General features: G+C 46.2%; 12 protein-coding genes. 11 read left to right on the top strand and 1 reads right to left on the bottom strand.

Translation table 11 applies throughout. The features are described 5' to 3' along the window. Nucleotides 1-13: 13 nt before the first annotated feature. The 11 genes from ACR65H_RS09520 to ACR65H_RS09470 all read left to right on the top strand — a co-directional run bounded on the left by ACR65H_RS09520 (nt 14) and on the right by ACR65H_RS09470 (nt 14,763). Nucleotides 14-556, top strand: a complete 543-nt coding sequence (locus ACR65H_RS09520) for a DL-endopeptidase inhibitor IseA family protein (protein ID WP_440499949.1) — start codon at nt 14-16, stop codon at nt 554-556. A gap of 341 nt (nt 557-897) precedes the next feature. After that, nucleotides 898-2,565: a dihydroxy-acid dehydratase gene (gene ilvD, locus ACR65H_RS09515; protein ID WP_440499947.1), complete on the top strand. Its 1,668-nt coding sequence runs from the start codon at nt 898-900 to the stop codon at nt 2,563-2,565. A 339-nt stretch (nt 2,566-2,904) separates the two neighbouring features. After that, nucleotides 2,905-4,665 carry an acetolactate synthase large subunit gene (gene ilvB, locus ACR65H_RS09510; protein WP_440499945.1) on the top strand — a complete coding sequence of 587 codons (1,761 nt, stop codon included), beginning with the start codon at nt 2,905-2,907 and terminating at the stop codon, nt 4,663-4,665. Beyond that, nucleotides 4,662-5,177, top strand: coding sequence for an acetolactate synthase small subunit (ilvN, locus tag ACR65H_RS09505; protein WP_440499944.1), 516 nt, complete (start codon nt 4,662-4,664; stop codon nt 5,175-5,177). The genes ilvB and ilvN overlap by 4 nt, the downstream gene beginning before the upstream one ends. Nucleotides 5,178-5,209: 32 nt before the next feature. After that, entirely contained in the window at nt 5,210-6,244 is a 1,035-nt protein-coding gene (ilvC, locus tag ACR65H_RS09500; protein WP_440499943.1) for a ketol-acid reductoisomerase, read from the top strand. After that, nucleotides 6,231-7,775, top strand: a complete 1,545-nt coding sequence (locus ACR65H_RS09495; RefSeq protein ID WP_440499942.1) for a 2-isopropylmalate synthase — start codon at nt 6,231-6,233, stop codon at nt 7,773-7,775. Before ilvC ends, ACR65H_RS09495 begins: the two co-directional genes overlap by 14 nt. A gap of 66 nt (nt 7,776-7,841) precedes the next feature. Continuing rightward, nucleotides 7,842-8,942, top strand: a complete 1,101-nt coding sequence (leuB, locus tag ACR65H_RS09490) for a 3-isopropylmalate dehydrogenase (RefSeq protein ID WP_440499941.1) — start codon at nt 7,842-7,844, stop codon at nt 8,940-8,942. A gap of 43 nt (nt 8,943-8,985) precedes the next feature. Then, nucleotides 8,986-10,395, top strand: coding sequence for a 3-isopropylmalate dehydratase large subunit (leuC, locus tag ACR65H_RS09485; RefSeq protein WP_440499939.1), 1,410 nt, complete (start codon nt 8,986-8,988; stop codon nt 10,393-10,395). A gap of 49 nt (nt 10,396-10,444) precedes the next feature. After that, nucleotides 10,445-11,029: a 3-isopropylmalate dehydratase small subunit gene (gene leuD / locus ACR65H_RS09480; RefSeq protein WP_440499938.1), complete on the top strand. Its 585-nt coding sequence runs from the start codon at nt 10,445-10,447 to the stop codon at nt 11,027-11,029. 204 nt (nt 11,030-11,233) lie between these two features. Further along, the gene (locus tag ACR65H_RS09475) at nt 11,234-12,184 is read left to right on the top strand and encodes a hypothetical protein (RefSeq protein ID WP_440499937.1); all 951 of its coding nucleotides are present in this window, start codon (nt 11,234-11,236) and stop codon (nt 12,182-12,184) included. Nucleotides 12,185-12,498: 314 nt separating this feature from the next. Continuing rightward, nucleotides 12,499-14,763, top strand: coding sequence for an S-layer homology domain-containing protein (locus ACR65H_RS09470; protein WP_440499935.1), 2,265 nt, complete (start codon nt 12,499-12,501; stop codon nt 14,761-14,763). 80 nt (nt 14,764-14,843) lie between these two features. On the opposite strand, the gene ACR65H_RS09465 is transcribed toward ACR65H_RS09470, so the two are convergent. Beyond that, on the bottom strand, nt 14,844-16,838 hold the full coding sequence (locus tag ACR65H_RS09465; protein WP_440499933.1) for an S-layer homology domain-containing protein: 1,995 nt from the start codon (nt 16,836-16,838) through the stop codon (nt 14,844-14,846). Nucleotides 16,839-16,915: the final 77 nt, after the last annotated feature.

Genomic DNA, 16,915 nt, shown 5'->3' with positions numbered 1-16,915 from the left:
AGGGGGTTGCATGTTGAAAAAAAGGATAATGAACGTTGTGGCAGTCATTTTACTATTGCTCATCATGGCGTCTTGCGGAGGGAAATCAGCAGTCGGTCAATCTGCCTTAACCCCGAAGGACGCTGTCGAACTGGCAACCGCATGGACAGGAGCAGAAGCGATTATTAAGGCCGGTGGATTATACAAGGAAGGTGAATATAAGACATTTGCCTACAAAGGTTCGGAATATCGTTATTTGGCGTCCTACTTGGATACCAAGAAAAAATTGAGAGCAGAGTTGCAGCAATTCGTGACGAAGAAGAAAGCGAAGCGGTTCTTGAAAGAAAACGGCGTTTTGAAACATGAAGGGAAGTTGGCGTCACCAGAAACCGAGGCGCCAGCCGACTCATTGCTGCTATGGGATATTGCAACGGCTAGGGAGCTGAAGTCGAAGAAAAGAAAGATGATATTAGAAATTACAATCCCAATCGGCGACACCCGAACCGCTGAAAAAATGATTGTCAGCTACGTCTATGTGAAAAAATCTGGCTGGCGCATCGATAAATTTAATGAATGAATAGCAGTCTCTTTTATTCCATCAAAAATCTTACTGAAAATCGCCATTCCACCAAACGATCTTCTTCCATTACTCCAAATTTTACTCATTAACCATTCTAGTCAACAACGAAATAAAAAATATTTTCAAATTGTCATATTTCCTTCAATATGCAATATATCGCTAATGTAAGCGGATACAAAATTAATCATAATTCATAATTGAACAATAATTATAAAAAGACTGTTGACGGGAGCAAAAATCCGATATATGATAGCAACAATCTATTTAGATATGTGATTCATTTCACATAATTCATTCAGTTCGTAAGGTCTTGGATGATTTGATTAGGAGAGATTGCAATGAGAAGTGACATGATTAAAAAAGGGATCGACCGTGCGCCACATAGAAGTCTGCTTTATGCGACTGGCGTCAAAACGAAAGATTTGGAGAAACCTTTCATCGGCGTCTGTAATTCATATATTGATATTATTCCAGGCCATAAACATTTGAATAAATTTGCTGAAATTGTTAAAGAGGCAATTTGGGAAGCAGGAGGAGTTCCGTTCGAATTCAACACGATTGGTGTAGATGATGGAATCGCGATGGGGCATATCGGAATGCGTTACTCGTTGCCGAGCCGCGAACTGATTGCCGATTCTGCCGAAACGGTCATTAATGCACACTGGTTCGATGGAGTGTTCTACATTCCAAACTGTGACAAGATTACGCCAGGCATGCTAATGGCGGCAGTCCGGACGAATGTTCCTTCTGTATTCGTCTCCGGCGGACCGATGGAAGCCGGTGTCTCGTCATCAGGTGCTCCTCTCTCCTTAACTTCTGTATTCGAAGGGGTCGGCGCATACAAATCCGGCAAGATGACAGCGGAAGAGCTTCTCGACATTGAAAACAATGCATGTCCGACTTGTGGATCGTGTTCGGGAATGTTTACTGCGAACTCTATGAACTGTCTCATGGAGATGCTAGGATTAGCGCTTCCGGGCAATGGAACAATCGTCGCCACTTCCGATGAGCGTCATAAACTCATCAAAGATGCGGCAAAGCACTTGGTCCGCATGGTGAAAGAGGGAGTTAAACCACGGGATATCGTCACGAAAGAAGCGATCGATGATGCTTTTGCACTCGATATGGCGATGGGTGGATCGACCAATACAGTTTTACATACATTGGCGATTGCACACGAAGCGGAAATCGAATATAGCGTCCAAGATATTAACAAAGTTGCCGAACGGGTTCCGTATTTAGCGAAAATCATGCCGGCATCTGATATATCAATGGATGATATTTTTAAAGCAGGCGGAGTCAGTGCCATCATCAATGAGCTTACAAAAATACCCGGAGCCATCCATCCAGATCGAATCACCATTACTGGGAAAACGATGAGGGAAGATGTCAAGGACTATCATATTACAAACGATCAAGTCATCCGGACGAAAGATAATCCATACAGTCCGGTAGGCGGCTTGTCTGTCCTATTTGGAAATATCGCTCCAGACGGCGGAGTCATCAAAGTTGGAGCAGTTGATCCATCCATCAAGCAATTCACTGGTGAAGCGATCGTCTTTGATTCCCAAGAGGCTGCGCAGGAAAACATCGACAACGGTACTGTCCGTGAAGGGCATGTCGTCGTCATCCGATATGAAGGTCCGAAAGGTGGGCCGGGAATGCCGGAAATGCTAGCTCCAACGTCGGCCATTCAAGGAAGAGGTTTAGGAACGAAAGTGGCGCTCATTACAGATGGCCGTTTCTCCGGTGCATCCCGAGGAATTTCCATCGGCCATATTTCTCCGGAAGCAGCTGAAGGGGGTCCAATCGCGTTAGTCGAAGATGGAGATATTATAGACATCGATTTAACGAACCGCACAATCGAGCTGAAAGTTACAGAAGAAGTGCTGGCGGAGCGTAAAGCGAAGCTGCAGCCATTTGAACCGAAAATTAAAAAAGGCTATTTAGCCAGATATTCCAAACTCGTTACGTCCGCAAGTACAGGCGGCGTCATGAAGATATAATAATTCGATGATGGGGCAAAAGGGGATAGATTCTTGCATTCACAGAGAGCCGGTCGTGCTGGAAGCCGGCAATGCAACTATCCACGATATCACCCCGGAGTGGAGTGCTGAAAAGGAAACTTAGTAGGCAGTCCCGGGCTTGTTAACAGCAGGCTCGTTATCAGCGAATGGTTGTTATTTAACGGCCATTCACGAGGCGGCGGATGCTGCGAACAAGGGTGGTACCATGAAAAGCTTTTTCATCCCTTATACGAAGAACAAGGTTTCTTTGTGTGGGGAGAAAAGGCTTTTTCTTTTTAAATAAAATAATCAAATAGAAAAGTAAGGAGGAGTCCGTATATGAGTGCGGAAGTTCAAACGAAGCAGGCAGTAATGGAAATGGCGCCTGAGTCTACAGGTGAAAGACGGAATATTCAACCGATGGATGGTTCTGCTGTCTTGATTCAAGGGTTAAAAGACCAAGGTGTCGAAGTTATTTTCGGCTACCCCGGAGGAGCTGTCCTACCAATTTACGATGCATTATACAAGGATCCGATTCCACACGTGCTTGCCCGTCATGAACAGGGAGCCATCCATGCTGCGGAAGGCTATGCGCGAGTATCCGGCAAACCGGGCGTTGTCATTGCGACATCTGGACCTGGCGCGACAAATTTGGTGACAGGAATTACGGATGCGATGATGGATTCATTGCCGCTCGTTGTTTTCACGGGGCAGGTGGCTAGCACCGTCATCGGGACGGATGCATTCCAAGAGGCAGATGTCATCGGCATTACGCAGCCAATTACAAAACATAACTACCAAGTGCAGGACGTCAAGGATCTCCCGCGGATCATCAAAGAGGCATTCCATATCGCTTCAACAGGCAGACGCGGCCCAGTTGTCGTCGACATTCCGAAAAACGTGGCTACAGAAATTTTCGTCACGGAGGAGGAGCGCAATGCCGAGGTGAATCTGCCAGGATACCAACCGACGACTACTCCGAATTACTTGCAAATACAAAAGGCGGCAGAAGCGATCCGCTTTGCACGGAAACCGCTTATCCTCGCTGGTGCGGGCGTACTGCACGGCCAGGCGATGGAAGAACTGAAAACATTGGTTGAAACGAAACGGATTCCAGTAACGAACACATTGCTTGGTCTTGGCAGCATTGCAGGAGATCATGAATACTTCCTTGGCATGGCAGGCATGCATGGAACATACACGGCAAACATAGCGATTAGCGAATGCGACGTGCTGATCAATGTCGGCGCTCGATTCGACGATCGGTTGACTGGCAATCTGAAATCATTCGCACCGCATGCAAAAGTGATACACGTCGACATCGACCCTGCGGAAATCGGAAAGAACGTACCGACAGACATCCCGATTGTGGCGGATTCGAAAGAAGCATTGAAAGCATTGCTCAACCAGGAATTCGAAGCACCGGACACTGCAGATTGGCTATCATACTTGAGCGGCTTACAAGAAGAGGCGCCGTTATGGTACAACACCGATGAGCATGAAATCTTGCCGCAAGAAGCCATCCAAATGATCCATCGCATAACGAAGGGCGATGCAATCGTCACGACGGATGTCGGACAGCACCAAATGTGGGCGGCTCAATATTATTCATTGAACAATCCCGATCATTGGGTTACGTCAGGCGGTCTCGGAACAATGGGCTTCGGATTTCCTGCAGCAATCGGAGCGCAAATCGCGAAGCCGAATGAACGGGTCGTCGCAATCGTCGGCGATGGCGGATTCCAAATGACAGCACAAGAACTATCTCTTTTACAAGAGATGAGGATCCCGGTAAAAGTCGTGATTTTGAACAACGGAGCGCTCGGAATGGTGCGCCAATGGCAAGAGACATTCTACGACGAACGCTACTCGCAGTCATTGATTCCCGTCCAGCCGGACTTCGTCAAGCTAGCGGAAGCGTATGACTTGAAAGGGTACCGCATTACGAAAAAAGAGGACGCTGAACAGATCTTCCGGGAAGCCCTCCTATCAGATGAACCGGTGCTGATCGATTGCCGAGTAAAAATGTTGGAGAACGTCTATCCGATGGTAGCGCCAGGAAAAGGACTACAAGATATGATCGGAGTGAAGAGCAAATGAAAAGAGTCATTACGGTTACAGTCATTAATCAAAGCGGAGTATTGAACCGGGTGACAGGATTGCTAATGAAACGGCAATTCAATATCGAAAGCATCACCGTCGGTCATTCCGAACAGCCGGGCATGTCGAAAATGACGTTCATCGTCCATGTGGAGGATGAACAGAAAATCGAACAGCTCGTCAAGCAGCTGCAAAAGCAGATTGATGTCATCAAAGTGAATGACATTACTGATAAAGCGATCGTCATGCGGGAACTCGCACTTGTAAAAGTCGTCTCACCGCCGCATGCGCGCAGTGAAATTAACAGCATCGTCGAACCGTTCCGCGCAACGGTCATCGACTCAGGGAAAAACGTCGTCACCTACCAAGTGACCGGCGCACCGGAAAAGATCGAGGCATTCATCGATCTCGTCAAGCCTTATGGCATCAAAGAATTAGCTAGGACCGGAGCAACGGCATTCACCCGTGAAATCCAAAAGGTCAACTCACCACAGTTATCCATTTTAAAATAATAGATAAACCCAAAATCGAGGAGGAACTAACAATGGCTAAAATGTATTACAACCAGGATATCAATGAAGGACTACTACAAGGAAAAACGATCGCGGTTATCGGCTACGGCTCACAAGGGCACGCACATGCACAAAACTTGAAAGAATCAGGACATAACGTAGTTGTCGGCGTCCGCCCAGGTAAATCTTTTGATCAAGCAAAAGAAGACGGACTTAATGTAAAAACAGTTGCCGAAGCGGCAGAACAAGCAGACATCATCATGATCTTGCTTCCAGACGAAAGACAAAAGCAAGTGTATGACGAAGAAATCAAACCAGCATTAAAAGCAGGCAAATCACTCGTGTTCGCACACGGATTCAACGTCCACTTCGGACAAATCGTGCCACCAGCAGACGTTGACGTATTCCTCGTAGCGCCAAAAGGACCAGGACATCTCGTCCGCAGAACTTATGAAGCAGGCGCTGGCGTACCGGCACTATTCGCAGTATTCCAAGACGTTTCAGGCCAAGCGAAAGATGTAGCGCTTGCTTACGCAAAAGGAATCGGCGCTGCGCGTGCTGGCGTACTTGAAACTTCATTCAAAGAAGAAACAGAGACGGATCTATTCGGCGAGCAGGCGGTGCTTTGCGGCGGATTGACTTCACTCGTCAAGGCAGGTTTCGAGACATTGGTGGAAGCAGGTTATCAGCCTGAACTTGCCTATTTCGAAACGATGCACGAACTGAAACTGATCGTTGACCTCATGTATGAAGGCGGCATGTCCGGAATGCGCTATTCGATTTCCGACACTGCTGAATGGGGCGATTACGTATCGGGACCTCGTGTCGTTGATGCGGACACGAAAGCTCGCATGAAAGACATTCTGACGGATATCCAAGAAGGGAAATTCGCGGAAGGCTGGATTGCTGAAAACGAAAACGGACGTCCAAATTACAATTCGTATGAGGAGTCGGAAGCGAAGCACCAAATCGAAGTAGTTGGAGAAAAGCTACGTGAGATGATGCCGTTCGTAAATAGTGGCAAGAAAACAAAACAGGAGGAAGTGGTGGGTAGTGCGAAAAATTGACATCTTTGATACGACACTTCGTGATGGTGAACAATCAGCCGGCATTAATCTGAACACGGCAGAAAAGATGGAAATTGCCCGCCAACTAGAACGTTTTGGCGCTACGGTGATCGAAGCAGGATTCCCTGCTTCCTCACCTGGTGATTTCGAAGCAGTGCAGCGCATTGCAAATACAGTAAAGAATTCGACAGTGACTGGCCTTGCCCGCGCCATGAAAAGTGATATCGATACATCATGGGAAGCGCTGAAAGGCGGACAGCAACCACATCTCCACGTGTTTTTGGCAACTTCTCCGATCCATATGAAGCATAAATTGATGAAGACGCCTGACCAAGTCGTGGATATTGCAGTGGAGGCCGTAAAATACGCAAAAAAATTCTTTCCTCTCGTTCAATGGTCAGCAGAAGACGCATTCCGTTCCGACCCTGCATTCCTCGTCCGGATCATCAATGATGTAATCAAAGCCGGTGCGACAACGATTAATATCCCTGACACGGTCGGTTATGCAACGCCGCAAGAATACGGTGCTCTATTCAAATTCTTAAAGGAGAATGTGACGGGCATTGAGCGCGTAAAGCTATCTGCACATTGCCATAACGATCTAGGAATGGCTGTCGCAAACTCCATCGCAGCGATTGAAAATGGTGCCGATCAAGTCGAAGGCACGATTAACGGGATCGGTGAACGGGCTGGAAATGCAGCGCTCGAAGAAATTGCAGTCGCCCTCCATATCCGCAAAGATATTTATGGATTTGAAACAGGCGTCAATTTACAGGAAATCAAACGCACAAGCCAATTGGTCAGCCAATTGACAGGCGTCGTCATCCAGCCGAATAAGGCGGTCGTCGGAAAGAACGCGTTCGCACACGAATCAGGCATCCACCAAGACGGCATGCTGAAAAACCGGGAAACATATGAAATCATCACTCCGGAACTGATCGGTGAAACGACAGCTCCTCTAGCACTTGGAAAGCACTCCGGACGCCACGCATTCAAGGATCGCGCCATCACGATGGGATTCGAGTTAAGCGACGCACAATTGAATGAAGCTTTCGCGGAGTTCAAGAAGCTCGCAGATCGCAAAAAGGAAATTACCGAAGACGATCTATTTGTTCTCTTCACAGGAAAGCAAATTGCGAACGCTGATGCGGACATTTATGAACTGACAAATGTGCAAGTGCAATACGGAACTTCCAACGTTCCAACAGCGACCATTTCAGCGAATATCCCTTCCGGGGAGAACGTCGTTGTTGCAACAACAGGCGCAGGCTCCGTCGAAGCAATCTTCAATGCACTCGAGCTGCTCGTGAAAGGGCAAGTCAACATACTGGATTACCGCGTAACTTCTATCGGCAAAGGGCGAGATGCTCTAGGGGAAGCCGTCGTCAATTTGCGTTTCAACGGCGAAACATTCACTGGGCGCGACATCTCCCAAGACGTCCTGGAAGCATCGGCAAAAGCATACTTGAACGCGATTAATAGGAAATTAGTGAAAGATCAAGTGAAAGTGTTGGAAACAGTCAGTCAATAACGATTTTATACATCATTGAGTCGGAAGATTATGCAAACGGGAATGACAACAAGGAGGAGAAGTTCAATGGAAAAAAGAGTAGCTGTACTACAGGGCGATGGAATTGGACCAGAAGTGACGTCGGCGGCTGTGCGTGTTCTTGAAGTGGTTGCAAGACGATTCAACCACACATTCCAATTTAATTACGGTTCAATCGGAGGAGCGGCTATTGATTCATTCAATAATCCGCTTCCGAAGGAGACAGTAGAACTCTGTGAATCAAGTGATGCAGTACTCTTAGGGGCAGTCGGTGGTCCTAAATGGGATAACAACCCTTCGGAATTGCGTCCTGAAAAAGGATTGCTCGCCATTAGGAAGCATTTCGACCTATTTGCGAACTTAAGACCGGTAAAAGCAGTCCCTTCCTTGCTCCAAGCTTCTCCGCTCAAAGAGGAAATCGTTCAAGAAGTCGATATGATGATCGTCCGTGAATTGACGGGCGGCATCTACTTCGGCAAACCGAGCCGCAAAACAGAAACATCCGCAGTCGATACGCTCGTCTATACACGTGAAGAAATCGAACGCATCGTTGAAAAGGCATTTGAGCTCGCACGATTAAGACGAGGAAAGGTTACATCCGTCGACAAGGCGAATGTATTGGAGTCTAGCAAGCTTTGGCGCGAAGTCGTTGAAGAGAAGCGGAAAGGCTATCCGGATGTCGAAGTAGAGCATCAACTCGTCGACTCGGCTGCCATGAAGTTGATTACGAACCCGAAAGCCTTTGATGTTGTCGTTACTGAAAATATGTTTGGCGACATTTTGAGCGATGAGGCTTCCGTCATTACCGGATCGCTTGGCCTGCTTCCATCCGCAAGTGTTCGCTCGGATGGGTTCGGTCTTTATGAACCGGTCCATGGTTCGGCGCCAGATGTTGCCGGCAAAGGGGTTGCGAATCCGGCAGCAGCCATATTATCAGCCGCAATGATGTTGCGGTATTCATTCGGAATGGAAACGGAAGCGGCAGCGATTGAAAAAGCAGTCGACACAGTGTTCGAGGATGGTCATTTTACGATTGACCTAGCGGGAGACTCAGACCGTGCCCTTTCAACAACAGAATGGACGGATAAAGTGATTAACGAGCTTGATCTGCAGTTCGTCTCAAATAGCATCATGTTTTCCTACGTGTAATGTATATAAGAAAAGCAAAATGAATGAGAAAGGAGATGCTCAAATGCCGAAGACGATCATCGAAAAAATTTGGGATCAACACGTTGTATACGAAGAACAGGGGAAACCTGACCTATTATATATCGACCTTCATTTATTGCATGAAGTGACTTCTCCGCAAGCGTTTGAAGGCTTGCGGCTGGCAGGGCGGAAAGTGCGCCGTCCAGACCTCTGCTTCGCGACAATGGACCATAACGTTCCAACTCGGAACTTGCCGACAATCAACGATCCGATTGCTAAAAAGCAAATTACGACATTGGAGAAAAACTGTGAGGAGTTTGGCATTGCACTTGCGGACATGGAGCATCCGGATCAGGGAATCGTCCATATTATTGGCCCAGAGCTCGGTTTGACGCAGCCCGGGAAGACGATTGTTTGCGGAGATAGCCATACTTCGACGCACGGTGCATTCGGAGCCATCGCCTTCGGAATCGGCACGAGCGAAGTTGAACACGTCCTTTCGACACAGACGTTGTGGCAATCAAAACCAAAAACGATGGAAATACGGATCAATGGAAAGCTTGGCTTTGGTGTCACTGCAAAAGACGTCATCCTTGCGATCATCTCGAAATTCGGCATTGACGTCGGAACAGGACATATCGCCGAGTATACAGGCGAAGCAATCCGCTCCATGACGATGGAGGAACGCATGACCATTTGCAATATGTCAATTGAAGCAGGGGCGAAAGCCGGTTTGATCAGCCCGGACGAGACGACAATCGAATATTTGAGGGGACGTCGTCATGTCCCTGAAGGAGAAGCGTTTGAAAAGGCAGCCGAGCAATGGCTATCTTTGGCAACTGATGAAGGAGCAGTATACGATACAGTTCTTGAAATCGATGCAGATGAAATCGAGCCATTCGTTACGTGGGGCACGAATCCTTCTATGGGTTCAGGCATAAGCGCGCATGTCCCGTCAGCTGATGATTTTGACAATGAATCCGATAAAGAAGCACTGAAAAAAGCGCTCGCTTATATGGGGCTTGAAGAGGGAACACCGCTCTCTTCGATAGAAATCCAACACGTCTTCATCGGTTCCTGCACGAACGCCCGATTAAGCGATTTACGGGCTGCTGCGGAAGTCATTACGGGACAGAAGGTGCATCCGAATGTGACAGCAATCGTCGTTCCAGGTTCACGCACGGTGAAACGGCAGGCGGAAGAGGAAGGTTTGGATAAAATCTTCATAGAATCAGGATTCGAATGGCGCGAATCTGGTTGCAGCATGTGCCTCGCAATGAACGATGATGTCGTTCCAGCAGGCGAAAGATGTGCATCGACATCGAACCGAAATTTCGAAGGCAGACAAGGCGCTGGCTCCCGCACTCATCTAATGAGCCCTGCAATGGCGGCGGCGGCAGCGATTTCGGGACGTTTCACAGATGTTCGGGAAATGAAATTGGCCCACGTCTAATAAACAAAAGCAGCTAGCGCCCATAGCTGGATGAAGAAAGGATGATTCCATGAAACCGATTAATGAAGTGCGCAGCGTCATGACCCCGCTCGATCGAAAAAATGTAGATACAGACCAAATCATATCGAAGGAATTTCTGAAACGGATTGAACGGACCGGCTTCGGAAAATACCTTTTCTATCATTGGCGTTTCCAAGCCGACGGCACAGAAAACAGGGAATTCGTCTTGAACGACGACCGTTTCAAAGACTCGAAAATACTCGTCGCGCACGATAATTTCGGCTGCGGTTCCTCCCGGGAGCACGCGCCATGGGCAATCCTTGACTATGGATTCGAAGTCGTCATCGCACCGTCATTCGCGGATATTTTCCATAACAATTGCTTTAAGAACGGCATCTTGCCGATTCGTCTACGCGTTGAGGAAGTCGAAGAGCTGTTGTCAAAAGGCCAATCAGATTCGTATTCGTTGGAAATCAATCTAGAACAGCAGACGGTAAAAGGCGAGGACGGCAAAACATATTCATTTGATATCGACCCTTACTATAAACAAATGCTATTGAATGGTTGGGATGAAATCGCATTGACATTCCAATACGAAGAACATATCTCCGAATACGAAAAACAGCATGCATAATTACAAATCCACCTTCCATCACTGCGGGAGGTGGATTTTTGAATGAAGTTCTTTATTCTCGTAATAAGTTTTAAAAATAGTTCTCATTTTCGACATCTAATCTATTACATTCTCTGTCTACTACTGTCGAAATAGTGTACAATGGATAAAAACATGCAGATAAATGACTATGACATATATACTAATTTAACAAGGGGTGGGCATGTGTTTGTTTCTGTATTAAATGATCGACAATCCTTCTCGATGCAAGTCCGGGATACGAATAGCACGTCAGGCGACGGGTGGAGAAAAGTGTGGGGCAAGGAAGCTGCCGCCATCAATCCGCTAGCGGCTGTGAACCAAGGACGGAATTCCCTAATCCTAGAGGCAGTGCGTACAAATGATTGGTCGGACTACCATAACTTCCAAGCAAAACAGCATCCTGCCTGGTATGACAACGTCGGCGGAGTCATGAAGCAAAATAAGCTCTATTACGGCAATCTCATCGATGTGCAAAACCGTTCGTTAAAAGAAGCGATCCAATCAGGCGATAAGGAGGAAATTGCAAAACGGCAAGCGCACATGAAAGAGCTAATTGCCGATTTCAAAAACGCTCCGGGAGAAGTGCCGCACGTTATTGCATTCGCTCAAGACCCGGCATTGGCAGAAGCGCATGGCATTCCGAAGCCATCGAGTGCTTGGTTTAACTCACCTTACAATAATGCACTTGCTGCGTCACAAGGACGTTTTGAAGATAAATACTGGTATGAAAACCCTTATTTCGCGGATCATCCAGACGAAATGAACTTTGCATTAGAAGCTGTGAAAGAATATAGACCGGACATCGCAAAAATTGCAGCCTCCATTAATAAAGGCGCTTATGAGCGAAATGTTGCATCTTCTTCATTTAACGCGAAGCCGGTCGAACAAGTAGTTATTGAAGAAGTAAAAGAAAATAATCAAGTGGAAACTGCTGGAGTTGTGGAGCAAGCTTCAACTGCACTTGCCGAAGCGACTGCAGTGAAAGTGGAGCAATTTGCACGCCAGTTCAGCACACAAAATCTTGCGATGGAGATGTTTGCGAAAAAAGAGCAGTCACATACGCAAACAACCTTCGATGCTTTGCGAGACAGGTTAAATCAACAAGCGGCCGAACGAAAATATAGCATTGTATGACAAGAAACGTGCAAGCTGACCAGCTTGCACGTTTTACATGACTCGAATAATTACGCAGAAAATCAGCAATATAAATATAAATACCGCGAAAAAAGCATAAATGAATCGAAAGAAGCATAAACGCATTTGAAAATGCATAATTCGCCAAAAAAGCTCATAAACGCCTATACATGCGCATAAACAGTCAGAAAAACTCATAACGCATAGAGAACTAACTAGCAACCTCCTAAAATCTAGGGGGTTTTTGTGTCGAATTTTATGGTATGATAGGACAAGATTTACGATAAGGAATGTAGTAGGAGGGTGAAAAAGTAGTGACGAAAAAGAGAATGACGACGGTCGTGCTAACGAGCGTATTATCTTTAGCGTTATTGTTATTCGGATGCAGCCCAACGGATGCGAATACAATAACGATCGACCAAAACTTTTCTGACATACATAATGAGTTTTGGGCTAAAAACGAAGTGACGCAGCTTGTCGATATGGGCATTATTAATGGATATCCTGACAAGCAGTTCAGACCGGCTCTTGAAGTATCGCGTGGTCAGGCGGCGAATCTCCTGTCAAGCGCGCTTCAATTACCGGAAGCCCCGTATGAACCTGTTTTCAAGGACGTCAGCAGCAAGTCTTCCCATTTAAAAGGGGCGATGACTACATATAAGGCTGGGATATTCCTTGGAAAAGAGGACGGTACATTCGGCGTCGCTGATTCTTTGACACGTGAACAAATGGCGACGGTTATCGTGCGTGCCTTCGACCTGCAAGATACAGGCGAAGAAATCCACTTTAAAGACGAAAACCGGATTAGCGCATCGCATAAAGACGGTGTAAGAATCCTTGCACAGCACGGAATTACGACCGGAAAAGAAGATGGCACATTCGATCCGAAAACAGCGGTAAACCGTGCAACATATGTCGTTTTCCTTCATCGTGCGATGGTAGAAACCGGAAAGATCGAAGAAAGCAAAGAGATCGTCTTTAATAAGCCACAAACGCTTGGAAACTATGAAACGGTCCGATATGAACAAAATTTTGTTGAAGTACCGATTTCAGGGGAAAATAAAACATATCTTCGTTCCAATTATTATTTACAATTTGCTGGTGAAAAAACGAGAAAGCACGCCCATTCAACAGATACAACTTACACATATAAAGTGGGCGGATTGTCTCCAGCCGAAGTTAATGTAACAAAACGTCTCCTCGAAAACGGCGACTATTTCATTTTCACGGAACTGAGAAATTCTCAACGAATGCCGATTACAATCGATGTCATCCAGACGGAAGGCAATGTAGAAAAAGGAATACTACGGGAATACAGCCGCTATCCGATTAAAAAAGAAACAGACGGCACTTTTGGTTTCGATCTGACGACGTATCCGACAGGCGTATTTGAAAAAACAACAGAAAATGGTGACAAAGCGCAACGGATGATCGGTAAAGCATACCGCTCAAAAGAGCTGACAAAAACGTATCCGAACGGCGCAAGCAGCCATACGCGCGAGTTGTTGAATGAAAGCGAGTCTTTCAGCGGCATCCTTCTTGGAGATACACAGCTTTCTGTCTATACGTTGAAGTCGAGCGGGTATGATATTGTCGATCAATGGCTTCTCGTTTCCGACGAGCTGCTCTTCTCCAGCCATCAAAGTATGGATCGATGGATGCTTGAATCCGCTACTTATTATAAGAAGCGTAATAAATGGTATACAGCAAACGGACCGTACAATAAGATGGCGACGACTATTGAACCGATGCCTAAATCAGGCAGAGGATATGGCCGTAACTTGCTGCTCGTGAAAGAAGATCGTACGATGGCGATGTATAATGAAACGAAAGAGCGCTACTTTGAAAGCTTACTATACAATTCATTCGCGAACCTCGATATTTTCCGTGGAGACCGAACGTATTGGGAAACCGAAGTAACGAGCACATACTTAAAAAATCTGTTCGGCATTACAGCTCCATTCGTGGATACAAGATTCAACGAACAGATCGCTTTATTCCTTTATAATGGAGGGAAGGCGTTTGGACATGACGACTATACGGTCGGCTTGAAAAATTATGCAAACCTTCTCGTATCGCAAAAAGGGAAAGGCAATATTATTAAAGTCGATGCAAATTCGTTTTACATCCAAGATTACTTCCCGGCGAAGCAAAACGTGAAGACACATAGCTCGATGAACCATCTGCTTGGGGGAATGAACATCCTGTTGCTTGCTTACAAGGAACTTGGCGATCCTGTCTACTTGCAAACAGCGGAAAGCATTCAATCCGCGCTTGAGAAGGATGCCAATAAATGGATTCGACCGAACGGTGATATTTGGTACAAAATTTCGCCGGACCATACATTTGTCGGAGAGGATTATGTGCATTTGACATTGGAAGATCTTATCCATTCATATGAAATGTGGTCCGATATCGATCCATCCAAAACGGCGGTCTTTGAAAAGTTGATCCGCTCGAAGGCGGGCTATATGGATAAGAATAATAAAGGTTACACAACGAAAATTAAGGAAGGCCTCGACCGTATCGGCATGCCGGAATTATTGCCAGCAGGTGTTGAGCATACGGACGCACTATAAAGCGTAGGGCGACCAAAGCTGGATTGACCATAATAAAAATAGAAAGTCCCGTACGATGAAAATATCGTACGGGACTTTTTTTAGTTGATTTTATTCACTAGGTCGGAGCGGATCCATCCATAATCGGACGGAGGGTTAATATCCGCTAACACTTTATACCATACATATCCGTCGCTGCCCGCGACTTCTTCGACGATGACGACTGGATAGCCGAATGCCGCATTTAAGCCAGGATTTTTCGGTTTGTAAGTAAATAACTTGTTGTCAGAACGGACTTCAGGGCTCGTTCTTACATTGACCCCTTCAGGGCCGGTATAATTAATGCTGCCTAGTTGTACCTGATTATAATCACGTCCGCCGAGGAATGTATCCATTTTCCACATATGGCCCGCGATTTTACTGCCCCAGTTCGGGTCGGATGCGTATCTCACGTTGATGCCGACAGCTTTATTGCCCGGTACCGCGCCGTTCGCATGGGCGCCAAGCGGATTCGCATAATTCAAGTTCATATAGCGTTGGATGAACGCATTGACACTATTTTCAGGAGTCGCATATACTTCTCCCATTTCAGGGGAAGAATCAAAGACTCTGATTCCGAAAATATTATTCTTCGTCTGTGCATTGGGACTGATGCCGTAATCACTTTCATGGATTGCCGCAGCAAGGATGAACATTGCGTTGACACGATATGTCTCTTCCACTGATTTCAAATAATCCCCTAAGCCGATCAGCTTTGATTTGACCGTCGCATCTTTGTAGCGTGCGATGCCCGTGCTTTGACGGTCTGCAAGCGCCCAATTGATGTACGAATCAAGTTCGGCAGCTGTATAGGACGTCGGCTGCCTTACGGATTGGAATTGGAAATATGGGTAATAGGTGATGACATTCTTCGATCCGACTTCTGCGAAATGGACGCCATCGAAACTAGTATACTTCTTCCCGTTTGCCATGCCAGGTCCTGCAGGGCCGACGTTGTAAACGCCTCTCGTCTTGTTGAGATTATCATAGGTTGAGTGCGTCAGTACGCCGTTGATTACTTCATAGAAATCATAGCCCGTAACAAGTTCTGTCGGGACGAGGTCAACTTCATTATGCCTAGCGTAGAATGTAGAACCCGCAAATTCAACGATTGCATAATCAGCACCGCTTCCGATGTATTTCATCTCGCGGCCTTTCGTAATATACGTCACTTCATTCCGCAATGTCTTATCACTGTAAAGGGATGTGTATTGCTTCGAGTTTTGCGCGCCAAATGCACGGCCCGCCTTCATTTTAATGACATCGCTTCCTTTTTGGATGACCCGAATGGATGAAGATGCATTGTAGACTGCCAATGCATCTTCATATGTTTTGTACAATGCGATTGTTGGGACGACTTGACCATTAGAAATCGAGCTTACTTTGTAAATTTCCGGATCCACTTCAGGCGTCTCCGGCACTGAAGGATCTGTCGGTTCAGTCGGCTTCAAAAGCTCTGCCGCTGCATTCATTCTGAAAAGGAATGCTGCCGCATGGGCGATTGTTGCGCTGTCTTGCGGTTTGAAATAAACACCGTTCTTCTGATGATCTCCTCGGATAATGCCTAAGTACACTGCCGCTGATACAGCTTCGCGGAAGTTAGGCGAAATCTTATGGGTATCTTTGAATGTGAAGTTCGTCTTTTGAATAGGAAGATCCATATAACGGAATGCTTTATATATCATTCCCGCCATTTGTTGACGAGTGATCTTATCATTCGGTCTGAACGTTCCATCGGGATAGCCTGAAAGCAAACCCGCTCCAGCCGCGTTTTGGATTTCGATTGTCAAACCTGAACCTGCTTTTAAATCTTTGAACGTATATTTCGTAGATGCAGGCAATTCCAAAGCGCGTGCGAGATACGAAGCAAATTCGCCTCGAGTGACAGCTTTATTCGGATTGAATTTACTGTCTGTCCGAATAACATTTTTCTGGATCCAATAATTTAACTCCGTTTCCATTTGGTGTCCCGAGACAGAGCTCGCTTCCACCGGATTTTGGAATAGAGGAGCAAACATTAGTAGCATGATCAAGGCAAAAGTTATTATTTTTTTCACCGATAAACCTCCTTTTGTACATCATCTATTATAATATCAGATTCTTTATGAAATAATAAGGTGTAATTTGGTGAGAT

This window comes from Sporosarcina sp. SAFN-015, from assembly GCF_059415085.1.
The sequence above is the reverse complement of the archived record's forward strand: the minus strand, read 5'-3'. Positions and strand labels throughout refer to the sequence as shown.

Coding starts and splice junctions, on each gene's coding strand:
- ilvB (WP_440499945.1), top strand. CDS start 2,905: ATGAGTGCGGAAGTTCAAACGAAGCAGGCAGTAATGGAAATGGCGCCT.
- leuD (WP_440499938.1), top strand. CDS start 10,445: ATGAAACCGATTAATGAAGTGCGCAGCGTCATGACCCCGCTCGATCGA.
- ilvN (WP_440499944.1), top strand. CDS start 4,662: ATGAAAAGAGTCATTACGGTTACAGTCATTAATCAAAGCGGAGTATTG.
- ilvD (WP_440499947.1), top strand. CDS start 898: ATGAGAAGTGACATGATTAAAAAAGGGATCGACCGTGCGCCACATAGA.
- leuC (WP_440499939.1), top strand. CDS start 8,986: ATGCCGAAGACGATCATCGAAAAAATTTGGGATCAACACGTTGTATAC.
- leuB (WP_440499941.1), top strand. CDS start 7,842: ATGGAAAAAAGAGTAGCTGTACTACAGGGCGATGGAATTGGACCAGAA.
- ilvC (WP_440499943.1), top strand. CDS start 5,210: ATGGCTAAAATGTATTACAACCAGGATATCAATGAAGGACTACTACAA.